The following is a 12,734-nucleotide window of genomic DNA, read 5'->3' on the forward strand; positions in this document are numbered from 1 at the left end:
GATGTTCTTAACAAGGCCCATCACTCGCCATTTGGCATTAGCGATAGGTTTGCTGGTGATCGTCGCAGTGGTTTTTAGCATTGTGGCGCAAGGCGGGTTGCAGGGGTTGAGCTATCAACTGCTTGGTTGGCAGCGCGATTTGCATCGCTCGCTGACGTTAGCGATTACCGAATTATCACGGACGCCCACGACAGCGACATGGTTGAGTTTGCTAGGTATCAGTTTTGCCTATGGCGTGTTTCATGCCGCTGGTCCAGGCCACGGCAAGGCGGTACTCGCTACCTATCTAGCCACCCACGGCGGTGCAGTTAAGCGCGCCTTAGGCCTCTCATTTGCGGCTTCATTACTACAAGGTGTTACGGCTATTGCACTTGTCGTAGTGCTGGTGCATGGCTTTGGTTGGGTAACGCGCCAAGCCATGGGCAGCGTTGTGTGGGTTGAACAGGCCAGCTTTTTATTAGTAGCCCTCTTAGGCGCATGGTTGTGCTGGCGGGCGATTAAGCAGCTGCGCCATGCCTATCAACCTGAAAAAACGATTTATACGTTTAGCGCTAGTGGTAGTGATAAACATAACCACAGCCACAGCCACAGCCACAGCCACAGCCATGACCATAGCCACTGCTGCGGTGGCGCTCATCACCTTGAACCTCAGCAAGCATTAGACTGGCGCACGGCTATCATGACGGTCGCCGCTATTGGCATGCGCCCCTGCAGTGGCGCAGTATTGATGGTAGGGGCTGCTAGCCTGCTGGGGCAGTTCGAAGTGGGCGTAGCGTCGGTACTGGCAATGTCGCTGGGGACTGGGATCACCGTTTCAGCACTTGCCTTGGCAAGCATTCTGGCCCGCGGGTGGGCGCAACGGCGGTTGTCCAAACAGCAGCACAGCCACCGCAATGTGCAAAAGGCGACGGGCTGGGTAGCGTTAGCGGGCGGTTCGCTAATTGTCGCCTTGGGAGTGTCGCTAAGCGTTGCGGGGGTAGCTCAACCTGCTAATGGTCCTCTTCTCAACGAGCCGCCCGCTCGCCAGAGCCACCCGTTAGGGTAGCGCAACTTCAGTGATTGCCGCCTTGAATATGTGCCAGCAGTAAATCCCGCATGCGTGCTTGGCCATCAAGGTCATAGGGCTCGGGGGAGCCGTTGCCCCACACCGGTGCTGGCCAAGTAGCATCAGTGCGCCTGCGTACCACTACATGCACATGGAGTTGGCTGACTACATTGCCAAGCGTGGCGATATTGAGCTTATCTCCTCCTAGGGCTGTCTTCATTGCTTCCCCTAGATCTGTTGCCTCGCGCCATAATTGCTCCTGGTCCGTTGCTGAAAGCTCAAATACTTCGCTGATGGAGGCGTGACGCGGCACTAGAATAACCCACGGGTAACGGGCATCATTCATTAGCAGTACACGGCAAAGAGGCAGATCCGCTACGGGCAAGGTATCGGCGGAAAGGCGTTCATCAAGCGTGAAATTGTTCACTCACCAGGCTCCTGAGTAGCAAAGGTTTTTCACAGCATAGCAGGCACAGTGTGTAAAACGCTGTTACCCTGAAAAAACTCCCAAGTGACAATTAGCGTTGTCAGTGGAGTTTCCCGATGTTGAATGCCTCGTTAAGGAGAACGTAAATGAAAAAATTATTGGCCATGAGCTTTATGCTGCTAATGACTGCGGGTGTTCTAACTGGTTGTAACACCATTTCTGGCGCTGGTCAGGATGTGCAAGCGGGCGGCCGTGCCGTCCAAGATGCAGCAGAATAATTAATTAACGCTGTATTGTAAGGTTGGTAGTTTGGAACGATAGTAGTTAGCAAAGTTAGTGGTTTTGAACGTTAGTGGTACCCCACGGGCTAGGCTAACGCCTGGCCCGTTAGGTTTAATAACCCTTTGGAGATTCAAGGATGAAGCCCTGCTTTTCCCTGTCTAAAATTGTTGTTGTCAGTGCTTTCACGCTTCTGTTGACTGCCTGTGCCAGTTCACAAATGCCGATTTCCCCCGCTGGCGATGATGTTGATGCCGCCCCACCACCGCCTACGGTAACGCCGAATGGCTCAAGCCAAGAGCAGGCAGTTGCCTGCGATTTAGATGCTATTCAGTATGCTATTGGCGAGCAGTTTGATGAAGCTAACGTGCCCCAACTGCAAAGCGATAGTAGCGCCCGCCAAGTGCGCGTATTACGCCCTGGCGACATGGCCACCATGGATCACCGTCCCGATCGCTTGAATATTCATCTTGATGATCAAGATGTTATTAATGATCTTCGCTGCGGTTAAAGCGTTATCACCCTAATCTAGTTTCAGATTAACCCAAGATCAGCACGACGCAGGCGGCGGTCAATACGCCCATGGAGACATTGAATGCCCGCCATGCTTCGTCACTTTTGATCCACTGGCCGATCGCACTGCCAAACGCTGCCCAGAGGGCAATGCACGGCAGGGCGACCACTTCAGCAAAACCTGCTAATACCAGCGCATTGACGACGGGTTGACCGCTTTCAGGCAGAAAGCCAGCCATTAATGCCAGCCCCATGACCCACGCTTTAGGGTTGGCGAACTGAAACGCGGCTGCCTGCCAAAAGGTAAACGGCACGCTATGCTCTCGCACCGTTAGGTTGGGGGGCGGGGCGGTGGCAATCTTCCAAGCCAAATAGAGTAAGTAAGCGCTTCCCACCCAGCGCAGGGCGGTCTGAACCACTGGATAGCGTTCAAACAGCACGCCCAGCCCCAAGGCAATTCCCGCAAATAATAAAAAGCAGCCGCCTAAAATCCCCCACATATGCGGTAACGTACGACGAAAACCAAAGTTTGCTCCTGAAGCGGTCAACATGATGTTATTTGGCCCAGGCGTCAGCGTCATTGAAATCATATACATGGCAGCAGGGCCGAGAATTAACCACTCATTGCTCATTTTTTGTACCCATACAATATTGATGGAAAATTTGTTTCCCGATAACTTTTGATAGCATAATGAGCTTTAAATTAACGTCAAAGGGTTTATTGTCACCATGACAATTTGGGTGCCTTCGCTGAAAGCATTTAATGGTCCACGCTATCGCGCCATTGCACACGCTATTGAAGCAGCTATTCGCGCAGGTACATTAGCCCCTGGTGAGCGCTTGCCTCCTCAGCGTCGCTTAGCGGATGCATTAGGTGTCACCATAGGCACGGTAACCCGTGGCTATGCGGAGGCCGAGCGCCATGGCTGGGTGGCTGCGCGGGTCGGTAGCGGGACTTATGTAAAAGGTAAAGCGCAAGCCAGTGTGTTTAATCCAGCGGCTTCGCCCGATAATGCGTCGGGAATCATTGATCTAAGTCTAAGTCTTCCCCCACCACACCCTTTACGACAGGCATCTTTAAGCGAAGCGTTATCCAATCTCAGCCAATCTGAGCCCGCGTTAGAGCGTGGAGTGACTTACCAGCAAGCGCAGGGTCGTCAGGAGCATCGAGAAATACTCGCCCACTGGTTGAATAGCTTAGGAATGCCTTTAATGGCTGATGAGCTACTTATTACACAGGGTGGCCAGCACGGTATCAGCTTGGTACTTCATACATTGCTTCGGCCAGGTGAGCTAATGGTTGCTGATAGCCTGACCTATCCCGGGGCGATTAGTGCTGCACAGCAGGCGTGTCTCAAATTAGTGGGGATTGGCCAAGACGGCGAGGGGATGCGCATGGATCTGCTTGAAGCGCAGTGCGCCCGACAGCCACCCAGGGTCATTTACATCACGCCAGATCAAAATAACCCTACGGGGGTAAGTTTAAGCGAGTCTCGGCGTGAGCAACTGGTGGCGCTGGCAAAACAGTATGATATCTGGCTGATAGAAGATGGTGTGCAGTACCTGCCCGTTGAGCATCGCGGAACGCCGCTCTATTTATTGGCACCAGAGCGTACCTTTTTCGTGTTTAGCACGGCGAAGGTATTGGCTGGTGGGCTGCGTATCGGAGTGCTTCGAGCGCCTCTCTCTCAGCATGAGCAGCTTACTGCTGGGCTACGTGCGCAGAGCTGGATGGTGCCGCCCCTTATGATTGATGTGGCTTGCCACTGGATTACTCAGCCCGCCGCCGAAACACTGCTTGCGTGGCAGACCCAAGAGTTGGTTGCACGCCAGCTGTTAACGGCTGAGTGGTTGCAGGGATATTCGTTCAGTGGGCGCTCTCACGGCAGCAATGTATGGCTTACGCTGCCGGAGGGGCGTCGAGCACTAGAGCTATGTGACCGGTTATTACAACGTGGCGTCAGAGTGAGCAGCGCAGAGCCATTTTGCGTGGGTAGCACACCCGCACCGCAAGCCATTCGACTCTGTATTGGTGCGGCCAAGAACCGACCGACATTGACCGCTGCATTAAATGTGATCAGCGAGTGCTTAGCACAGCCGCCGCTCGCTCAGGCGACTTTATAAACGGTTACTCATAGCGATCTTTCCAGCGCTGTCGATTAACCTGCTCTTTGAGCATCTCAAGAATGTCGTAGAGAACCTGCTCGGTCACGTAGTGACTGCCCTCGTCAACGGTCAGCCAGGTATCAAAGCCACTGTCGGCGGTAAAGAAATAGCTAATCAACATTTTAATTTTTCTACACGGTTGGAGGGCGCTCATTCATCAACCTCCAAAGTTGCCCCGCTGCTGACTCGTTATCACCCGCTTGTCTATAGCAAGCCACTACCAGCGTCGGCCCAGCCAACAGCGCCTCAAGCGACACAAGCCTTCCTGCTTCAAGGTCAGACTCGATAAGGCCGTGTGGTAGCCAGCAAATACCCAACCCCGCTAGTGACAACTCGCGAATTCCTATCGTGAAGGACGTCTCACACACAAGTTCAACATTATATCGACGTTGCATATCCATGAGATAGGGAGACGATAGTACGCTGCCTAGAAAGCTATTTGTGTCATAACTAATCAACGGCAGCTCGGTCTGGCTTTCGAGGTCAAATATTGGCTGACCAAAGCGGTCAGCTGCGCATACAGGGATGAGTTGCTCGGTGCCAAGGATCACCCGCTCAATATCAGTACGATCTGACTGAATTGGCGAACTTTCTAGCTCGCTGCAGAGTAGCAGGTCAGCATCACCTCTTTGGAAGTCGCGGATGCAGTCACTGCGGTCTGAGGATCTTATCTGCAATCTAGCTTGCGGGGCTTGCAATCGAAAGTATCGCAATAAACGAGGTAAGTAGCTGACGGTCAAAGTGTGCTGGGTGGTGAGGATCGCGCGTGGCCCTTGTGCGGCATCAGCGCGCATACGACTCCTCAGCGCATATAGATGGACTAGCCAGTCTCTCAGGGATGTTTCATAAGCTTTAGCATGGGGTAATAGTGTCAAGCGCTGGGAGTGGCGATCAATCAACTCTACTCCCAGCCAGTCCTCCAACTGCCTAATACGCCGAGAGAAAGCTGGTTGAGTGACATGCCTCCGTTCTGCTGCCTGTGAAAAGGTGCCTGCCTCAATAAGAGAAAGAAAATCTTCTATCCACTCAATTTTCATTTTTATTTCCTGCCAAACATATTTTTTATAGCTAAAAATTTTGATTATGCAAAAAAGTAACTGTTTGACAGTATCTTGGCATTAGTCGCAACAAACCGATAGGCCTTATTTTAACAGAGACCAAACAAAACGAATGTTGGTTTAACGATTTCTTATTAGTTGGTCGTTTATAGAGAGCACGCTCATGCAAAAAACTACTCGCCTGGAGGCCCGTATGCACCTATCCCGTTTTCCCCGTATCCGGCTTGGACACTTACCGACACCACTCGAGCCAATGGATAACTTGAGCCGCCTGCTTGGAGGCCCACGTCTATGGGTGAAACGCGATGATTGCACTGGGCTTTCAACCGGTGGCAACAAAACCCGCAAGCTCGAGTTCTTGATGGCCGATGCCCTTGAAAAAGGCGCCGATACCATCATCACTCAAGGGGCCACTCAATCCAACCACGCGCGTCAGACAGTCGCGGCGAGTTGTAAGCTGGGACTTGAGTGCCACATTCTGCTCGAGGATCGTACCGGTAGCCACGACTCTGCCTACAACTACAACGGCAACGTGTTCCTTGATCAATTGCATGGCGCAACGGTCAGTAAACGTCCCGGCGGCACTGACATGGCGGTCGAGATGGAAGTGCTGGCCAAGCGGCTCAAAGAAGACGGTAAAAAGCCCTATATCATTCCTGGTGGTGGCTCCAACGAGATTGGGGCGCTGGGTTACGTTAATGCCGCACTGGAGTTGCTGGCCCAAGCTAATGAAATGGGGCTTCAAATTGATCACCTAGTACATGCCACCGGCAGCGCTGGCACCCAGGCGGGACTGGTAACCGGGCTTGCCGCATGCAATGCAGGCATTCCTGTGCTCGGCATCGGTGTGCGCGCCCCCCAGGATAAGCAGGAAGCCAACGTGTTTGCATTGGCCCAGAAGACAGAAGCCAAGCTGGGGCTATCAGGTGTGTTGTCGCGCCAGGATGTAACCGCTAATTGCGACTATGTCGGTGAAGGTTACGGTATACCCACCGAGAGCATGGTCGAGGCTGTCAAGCTGCTAGCGCGTCATGAGGGTATTCTGCTTGATCCCGTCTATTCAGGCAAAGGTATGGCGGGCCTTATCGATCTAATTCGCAAGGGCCACTTCAAGGAGGGCGAAAATATCGTCTTTCTGCACACTGGTGGAAGTGTGGCACTGTTTGGTTATCACAAGGCGTTTAATCTTTCTGATTATCAGGTTAAGTTGTAGATTTCGGTAAAAAGTTCTCCTTTGTCCAGCATAAATGCTACATAGGTTGAATAGATAGTATGTGGGTTGATGTTTGATATCGACAAAAAACGCTAAGACATCAACGGTCGCCAAGCAATTTACGCCACTGCTCACTCGGGAAAGCTAAATAAAAAAATATCCCCGACCTATTGAGATATTCAACCAAACGAAACGAAGGTGAGGTATTAAAATGAAACTCCTGCACGGTAAAAAATATTTTTCAGCAATAATGATTGCTGGCTTTTTTGGCTTTGCTACGACCATAGTTAATGCTCAAACTGAAATAAGGATTGCTCACCCTAATGTGCCAGACCATCCTATGGGAAAGGCATTTAGCTACTTTGAGAAGTTGATAGAAGAGCGTAGTGATGGTGAGTTCACGGTTGATGTTTATCATAGTAGCCAGTTTGGTAACTTTGACAGTGTGGTGCAGGGGCTTCAAACAGGAATGCTTCAGATGGGCTCTGCATCAACTCCTAATCTTGCCCCCTTTTCTGATGACTTCTTAATCTTTGATATGCCTTTCTTGTTTCCCAGCTACGAAGCTGCAGATCTCATCACGGACGGGCCAATTGGTAGGGCTGCTGCACAGGCCCTCGTAGAAACTGGAATAATAGGGCTAGGCTATATCGACATCGGATTTCGGCATATCTTCAACAACCAGAGGCCGGTTAATACAATTTCGGATGCAGAAGGCCTGAGAATTCGCTCAACACCGAGTGGGGCCCATATTGCAACGCTAAAGTCGCTGGGAATGAACCCTACATCAATTTCCTGGAACGAAGTTTATACGGCCCTTCAGCAAGGAACAGTTGACGGTATTGATATCGATCTCAATCTTGCTTGGTTTAACAACTTCCATGAGGTCAACGAGCATCTGACGCTGGTAAAGAGTCTTTATAGCCCGCACCTCGTCATGATAAGTAAGGCTTTTTATGAAACTCTGAGCCCAAGCGAACAGATTATGGTCTCGGAGGCATTCGCTGAAATGAAGCTCTATCAGCGTGGACTTATTCGACAGAACGAAGAGATGATTCTTGAGGAGATGGAGAAAGCCGGTGTTAATATCGTAGAACTAGATAGCGAGGAAAGCATTAACTGGGCAACTGCCACTGAAGGTGTTTACGAGGAATTCGAAGATAAGGTCGGTCTAGACTTAATCGAACGTGCACGAGCTACCATGTCCGAGTAAAAAATGACACCTGCGGTGGGAAAATATCACCCACCGCTCTCATATAATACTTAGCTTAATGGAGCTTTAATATGAGGTTTTTTTGTGCCTTAAATCGAATCGAAGAAACGATAGCATCGTTAAGTCTTGGTGTTATGGTGGTTTTGATTAGTATGCAGGTCTTTTCTCGTTATGTGCTTGGTAGTTCTCTGATGTGGTCAGAAGAGCTGAGCCGTTATCTTCTTATCTGGTCTGTTTATATTGGATGCAGCTTTGCAGCAAAAGAAGATCGTCATTTGGAAGTTACTTTCATACGGTCATTTCTAGGCCAAACTGGAAAAAGAATTATTATTTCTTTTTCTTATGTTATTACTATAGTTTTTTGTGGGTTCTGCGTTGTATGGGGAATCGACATGCTAAATTTCCTCATCCGTACAGGGCAGCGTACTCAAAGTCTTGGTGTGGGCATTTTCTGGGTCTATCTTTCTTTGCCCGTGGGTATGGCACTCATGGCATTACGTATTTTTGAGCGATTGTGGGTCGTGGGTGTCAAGGGACAGTTACCTGACACGAGTTTCGTTGACAAAAAATCTTAGGTGAATTGTATGGACTCTACAATCATACTCATTTCTGCCACACTTTTCGTACTTTTGGTTTTAAGTGTTCCAATCGGAGTGGCCTTAGGACTAACAGTGATAGTCGGTATGTTTTCTAGCAATATGCCAGCAACCTTCCTTGCTCAGCGCTTGATCACATCACTAGACTCTTTCCCGCTGCTTGCTGTGCCTTTTTTCATTATGGCCGGTGAGATTATGCAGAAGGGCAGCATGGCGATACGATTGCTGGAGTTATCTCGCTGTTTAGTTGGACACATCACGGGGGGCTTAGCACAGGTTTCTGTGCTGACAAGTCTTTTTTTTGGTGCGCTAAGTGGATCCTCGCCTGCCACAGTTGCGGCAGTGGGAGGTGTTATGATTCCGACAATGAAAAAAGAGGGTTACAGTGGCTCTTATGCAGCATCGGTAAGTACCTCTGCGGGATGTCTAGGGGTGATGATCCCACCCAGTATACCGCTTATTATTTACGGCACCACTGCAGGTGTTTCTGTCGGTGATCTATTTATTGCAGGCATCCTACCTGGTATTTTCGTTGCGATCATTCTGATGCTTACGTCTTATGCGTTAGCCCGTTACCAAGGTCATGGGGTCAAAGGAAATCGTCCTCCAGCTCTTGAGACTGTTCGTGCATTCAGGAATGCAATTCATGCATTAATGGTGCCCGTTATTGTGCTTGGAGGAATTTATGGCGGTATTATGACACCCACTGAGGCTGGCGTTGTAGCAGTAGCATATGCGCTGCTTGCGGAAAGCATTTTTCTGCGCTCATTGAGCTTGAAGAGCTGCTGGGAGGTCTTGCGTGGAACGGTGCTTACGACAGCTACGATCTTCCTGCTTGTGGCTACTGCATCGGCCTTGGGTCAGATTTTTCTTTTCAATAATGTGCCTAGACAAGTAGTCGAGATTTTGACGGGCATTTCTGATAATAGATACATTCTTATGCTGCTCATTATCGCTATGATGTTGATACTTGGAACATTCATGGATGCGTTAGCCAATATTCTTATATTAACTCCATTGCTTTTACCAGTGGCACTAAAAGCAGGATTTGACCCAATTCACTTTGGCATCGTTATGATCGTTAGTGTCGCTATCGGTTTTCTAACTCCACCGGTTGGTGTGAATCTATTCGTTGGTTGCAATATCGCAAAAGTCAGCATAGAGCGGCTTAGTATAGCGGTATTACCTTTCTTAGGTGCGTTGATTTTTGCTTTACTTGTACTGGCATTTGTACCGCAACTAAGTCTCGTTTTTCTTGATAGATAGAATGATTTAATAATCTATCAACCATGTCAGGGTAATTAGATGAAAAGTTTGCCGACTGATCCTTTGCAAAACGGTATTGTTGATTTTTCCCAACGATTGCGCTTAGGACACACTTCTGTACTTGAGACGACAAAAGCCTATCTTGCTCGGATTGCGTCTCTGAATCCGAAGCTAGATGCTTATAGTTTTGTTGCTGAAGAACAATCTATTGAAATGGCAAAAGCCTTGGATCATTTGCTTTCTATTGGTGTTGATCTAGGCCCTTTAATGGGTGTACCCGTGGGGGTCAAGGATTTATTCGCAGTAACTGGTATGCCGACAGCGGCTGGATCAAACCTGGATTTAACAGACTGTGTTGGATTAGAAGGAACATTCATTAAGTCGCTGAGGAAAGCGGGCTGTGTGATTCTAGGCAAGACGCGTACTACTGAATTTGCTGCAGGTGCACAAAACCTTATTCATCCTACCTCTTGGAATCCCTGTGACATGGAAAAGCATCGCACACCTGGTGGATCCAGTCATGGCTCTGCAGTTGCGGTCGCCGCAGGTTTGTGTGGATTTGCCATCGGCTCGGATACGGGAGGCTCAGTTAGGCAGCCGGCAGCTTTGTGCGGCATAGTAGGGCTAAAGACTACCCATGGAATCTGGCCTACTGATGGCATTTTCCCTCTTTGCCCCTCCTTGGATACGGTAGGTCTGCTTACGGCAGGCGTATCTGATGCAGCGGTAGCTTACGCTGCATTAACGGATGGAGTTGTAGCGCCTACTGTTGAGCTGGCTGGAGTTCGCCTTGGTGTTCTTGATCAGCTTATGATGGAATCTATGGATATTGATGTTGCCGATAGTTACGAATTATCCCTTCGATACCTTGAGGCGGCTGGCGTGAAACTTATTCCCATTTCATGGCCAAATAAAAAAGAACAGCTAGATATTAAGGCTATCTTCGCCAACATGGTTCCTGCTGACTTATTAGCCACGATTGGACGCGAGAGATTTAAGTATCATCGACATGAGATAGACCCCGTTGCAATCAAGCGAATTGAAGAAGTTTGGGATCTACCTGCAGTTGAATATATAAAATTAAATCGACTTAAAAACAGGCTTTCTACTCTTGCTAAAGAGCGAATGTTTGACCTGGATGGTATTGTAGGCCCAACATGCCCTATCATGCCAATGCTGGTCAGTGAGCTCAGTAGCGTATCCACTGCATCAGAATTTGTTGCTCGTAGTCTGAGCTATACGAGAGCTGCAAACGTTTACGATATGTGCTCACTAACAATTCCAGTACCACAACAAGGAAGATCACCCGCTGGTCTTCAAATAACATGTTCGGCAAGAAATGAAACCAAGCTTTTATCTTTAGCTACTGCTCTTTCAGCCAAGATTTCAACTGGATATAGGTAAGTTTTGCTCGTTTCCTCGCTGAGGAAAAAATTAAAGTATAGGGCTTTAATATTTTTCTGAGAAGATTTTATATTTTTTTCATAACTAAGTATAAATAGGGTTTGTTTTTTGGGTAAAACGTGAAAAGGTGGAGCTTTTTCTGATAGCAATTTTTTTGCCAGAGGAAGTTAAAAATAACCTGTTTCTTGCCTAAAAGCGCTTACTGCTTATTTCATAGATTAATTTTTGTCACGGATATTCACTGGGTTCGTCTGTCGTCGAGTCATAGGTTTACTTGCCCAGTGTTTGAAAATTTGAGAGGAGTTCCATTGGTGAAATCCAAAAAAACTACTAACTTGAAGAAGACTTTAAATTGTTGGTTAAGCAATAGCAGGGTGGTTGGTCGAGGCTTGTTTTTATGTGTGGTTATTGCACTTGCAACCACTTTCATAGCTGATCATTACGGCGGCCCTACCTTGCTATACGCACTTCTATTTGGCATGTCCTTACATTTTTTAAGCGAAGAGGGCGCTTGCAAAGAAGGTATTGAGTTTGCTGCACGTACCATTCTGCGTCTGGGAGTTGCGCTGTTAGGCGCTCGAATGACTCTAGAGCAGGTTGGCGACTTAGGAGTAGGAACCGTTGTAATGGTGATTGGCTCCGTTTCTATGGTGATTATTCTGGGTGGTTTGCTTGCAAAGGCGCTTGGCTTGACGCGAGAGCTTGGGTTATTGACCGGAGGTGCAGTGGCAATCTGCGGCGCTTCAGCAGCACTAGCGCTATCGGCGGTAATGCCTCGTAATAACAACAGTGAGCGAAATACTATACTGACTGTTGTTGCGGTAACAACGCTTTCCACAATGGCTATGGTGATTTATCCATTGATTGCTGGCGTTTTGGCGCTAGCTGATAAGCAGGCAGGTATTTTTCTGGGCGGTACTATTCATGACGTTGCGCAAGTAGTGGGTGCTGGATACATGATTTCAGAAGAGACTGGTGATGTATCAGCCTTAGTCAAACTAGTTCGTGTCGCGATGTTAGTGCCGGTCGTTATGGTATTTATGTGGCTATTTCGCAGGTCTCGTCATCATACCGGTGAAACATCCAGAATGCCCTTGTTGCCAGGTTTTTTGGTTGGCTTTGTGGTTTTGGTGTTGATCAACAGTCTTGGTTTTATTCCTGACTCAGTTAATGATTTGATGACCACGCTATCACGATGGTGCTTAGTAACTGCTATAGCAGCTTTAGGTATAAAGACATCTTTTCAAAAACTGGCTGTGGTTGGGTGGCGACCAGTAATTTTGATGATTAGTGAAACGTTATTGCTGCTCATTATTGTCCTTGTAGCTGTGACATTTGGTGGGCTTGGCACTTGACATAAATAGCCGACAACACCAAGTTGAACTATAGAAATACACTTCAGATAGTCAGTTCTAGTCAATTAGAAATCGATATGAAAATTTACGTAGTTTAATAATTTCCTGAATCCGTGAGACCGGCCCCCGGAAGCACTTCTAACCCACTGACCTGCATGGCAATATAGCCATTATCGCCATTCACCCAGACAGTGCCATG

13 protein-coding genes and 1 pseudogene are annotated in these 12,734 nt (G+C 48.5%); 10 read left to right on the top strand and 4 right to left on the bottom strand.

What is annotated here, in order from left to right; all coding sequences use genetic code 11:
• Position 1: 1 nt before the first annotated feature.
• Entirely contained in the window at positions 2 to 1,045 is a 1,044-nt protein-coding gene (locus tag ACQKE4_RS17155; RefSeq protein WP_427389510.1) for a nickel/cobalt transporter, read from the top strand.
• 7 nt (positions 1,046 to 1,052) lie between these two features.
• On the opposite strand, the gene ACQKE4_RS17160 is transcribed toward ACQKE4_RS17155, so the two are convergent.
• Positions 1,053 to 1,472 carry an HIT domain-containing protein gene (locus tag ACQKE4_RS17160; RefSeq protein WP_427389511.1) on the bottom strand — a complete coding sequence of 140 codons (420 nt, stop codon included), beginning with the start codon at positions 1,470 to 1,472 and terminating at the stop codon, positions 1,053 to 1,055.
• Between the two features lie 146 nt (positions 1,473 to 1,618).
• Between ACQKE4_RS17160 and ACQKE4_RS17165 the strand changes: the two genes are divergently transcribed.
• Together ACQKE4_RS17165 and ACQKE4_RS17170 are read left to right on the top strand one after the other, a co-directional pair.
• A complete protein-coding gene (locus ACQKE4_RS17165) occupies positions 1,619 to 1,750 on the top strand; it encodes an entericidin A/B family lipoprotein (RefSeq protein ID WP_427389512.1) in 132 nt (43 codons plus the stop codon).
• A 140-nt stretch (positions 1,751 to 1,890) separates the two neighbouring features.
• Positions 1,891 to 2,262, top strand: coding sequence for an I78 family peptidase inhibitor (locus ACQKE4_RS17170; RefSeq protein ID WP_427389513.1), 372 nt, complete (start codon positions 1,891 to 1,893; stop codon positions 2,260 to 2,262).
• A 28-nt stretch (positions 2,263 to 2,290) separates the two neighbouring features.
• Here ACQKE4_RS17170 and ACQKE4_RS17175 read toward each other — a convergent pair whose 3' ends face one another.
• A complete protein-coding gene (locus tag ACQKE4_RS17175) occupies positions 2,291 to 2,896 on the bottom strand; it encodes a LysE family translocator (RefSeq protein ID WP_427389514.1) in 606 nt (201 codons plus the stop codon).
• 97 nt (positions 2,897 to 2,993) lie between these two features.
• Between ACQKE4_RS17175 and ACQKE4_RS17180 the strand changes: the two genes are divergently transcribed.
• Entirely contained in the window at positions 2,994 to 4,388 is a 1,395-nt protein-coding gene (locus tag ACQKE4_RS17180; RefSeq protein WP_427389515.1) for a PLP-dependent aminotransferase family protein, read from the top strand.
• A 4-nt stretch (positions 4,389 to 4,392) separates the two neighbouring features.
• Here the strand turns inward: ACQKE4_RS17180 and ACQKE4_RS17185 are convergent.
• A pseudogene (locus tag ACQKE4_RS17185) lies at positions 4,393 to 4,530 on the bottom strand (ion transporter); the annotation flags it as partial.
• 31 nt (positions 4,531 to 4,561) lie between these two features.
• Positions 4,562 to 5,467 (bottom strand): LysR substrate-binding domain-containing protein, encoded by a 906-nt coding sequence (locus tag ACQKE4_RS17190; protein ID WP_427389516.1) that lies wholly within the window; start codon positions 5,465 to 5,467, stop codon positions 4,562 to 4,564.
• A 184-nt stretch (positions 5,468 to 5,651) separates the two neighbouring features.
• Between ACQKE4_RS17190 and ACQKE4_RS17195 the strand changes: the two genes are divergently transcribed.
• From ACQKE4_RS17195 to ACQKE4_RS17220, 6 genes are all read left to right on the top strand, one after another.
• On the top strand, positions 5,652 to 6,701 hold the full coding sequence (locus tag ACQKE4_RS17195; protein ID WP_427389517.1) for a D-cysteine desulfhydrase: 1,050 nt from the start codon (positions 5,652 to 5,654) through the stop codon (positions 6,699 to 6,701).
• 211 nt (positions 6,702 to 6,912) lie between these two features.
• Positions 6,913 to 7,914: a TRAP transporter substrate-binding protein gene (locus ACQKE4_RS17200; protein WP_427389518.1), complete on the top strand. Its 1,002-nt coding sequence runs from the start codon at positions 6,913 to 6,915 to the stop codon at positions 7,912 to 7,914.
• A gap of 71 nt (positions 7,915 to 7,985) precedes the next feature.
• Positions 7,986 to 8,489: a TRAP transporter small permease gene (locus ACQKE4_RS17205; protein ID WP_427389519.1), complete on the top strand. Its 504-nt coding sequence runs from the start codon at positions 7,986 to 7,988 to the stop codon at positions 8,487 to 8,489.
• 9 nt (positions 8,490 to 8,498) lie between these two features.
• Positions 8,499 to 9,776: a TRAP transporter large permease gene (locus ACQKE4_RS17210; RefSeq protein ID WP_427389520.1), complete on the top strand. Its 1,278-nt coding sequence runs from the start codon at positions 8,499 to 8,501 to the stop codon at positions 9,774 to 9,776.
• 39 nt (positions 9,777 to 9,815) lie between these two features.
• Entirely contained in the window at positions 9,816 to 11,180 is a 1,365-nt protein-coding gene (locus ACQKE4_RS17215) for an amidase (protein ID WP_427389521.1), read from the top strand.
• A gap of 311 nt (positions 11,181 to 11,491) precedes the next feature.
• Positions 11,492 to 12,535, top strand: a complete 1,044-nt coding sequence (locus tag ACQKE4_RS17220; RefSeq protein ID WP_427389522.1) for a YeiH family protein — start codon at positions 11,492 to 11,494, stop codon at positions 12,533 to 12,535.
• Positions 12,536 to 12,734 lie beyond the last annotated feature (199 nt).

Source organism: Halomonas sp. NPDC076908, from assembly GCF_050269715.1.
In the GTDB taxonomy this organism is placed as follows: Bacteria; Pseudomonadota; Gammaproteobacteria; order Pseudomonadales; family Halomonadaceae; genus Vreelandella.

Coding starts and splice junctions, on each gene's coding strand:
- ACQKE4_RS17155 (WP_427389510.1), top strand. CDS start 2: ATGTTCTTAACAAGGCCCATCACTCGCCATTTGGCATTAGCGATAGGT.
- ACQKE4_RS17165 (WP_427389512.1), top strand. CDS start 1,619: ATGAAAAAATTATTGGCCATGAGCTTTATGCTGCTAATGACTGCGGGT.
- ACQKE4_RS17170 (WP_427389513.1), top strand. CDS start 1,891: ATGAAGCCCTGCTTTTCCCTGTCTAAAATTGTTGTTGTCAGTGCTTTC.
- ACQKE4_RS17175 (WP_427389514.1), bottom strand. CDS start 2,896: ATGAGCAATGAGTGGTTAATTCTCGGCCCTGCTGCCATGTATATGATT.
- ACQKE4_RS17180 (WP_427389515.1), top strand. CDS start 2,994: ATGACAATTTGGGTGCCTTCGCTGAAAGCATTTAATGGTCCACGCTAT.
- ACQKE4_RS17190 (WP_427389516.1), bottom strand. CDS start 5,467: ATGAAAATTGAGTGGATAGAAGATTTTCTTTCTCTTATTGAGGCAGGC.
- ACQKE4_RS17195 (WP_427389517.1), top strand. CDS start 5,652: ATGCAAAAAACTACTCGCCTGGAGGCCCGTATGCACCTATCCCGTTTT.
- ACQKE4_RS17200 (WP_427389518.1), top strand. CDS start 6,913: ATGAAACTCCTGCACGGTAAAAAATATTTTTCAGCAATAATGATTGCT.
- ACQKE4_RS17205 (WP_427389519.1), top strand. CDS start 7,986: ATGAGGTTTTTTTGTGCCTTAAATCGAATCGAAGAAACGATAGCATCG.
- ACQKE4_RS17210 (WP_427389520.1), top strand. CDS start 8,499: ATGGACTCTACAATCATACTCATTTCTGCCACACTTTTCGTACTTTTG.
- ACQKE4_RS17215 (WP_427389521.1), top strand. CDS start 9,816: ATGAAAAGTTTGCCGACTGATCCTTTGCAAAACGGTATTGTTGATTTT.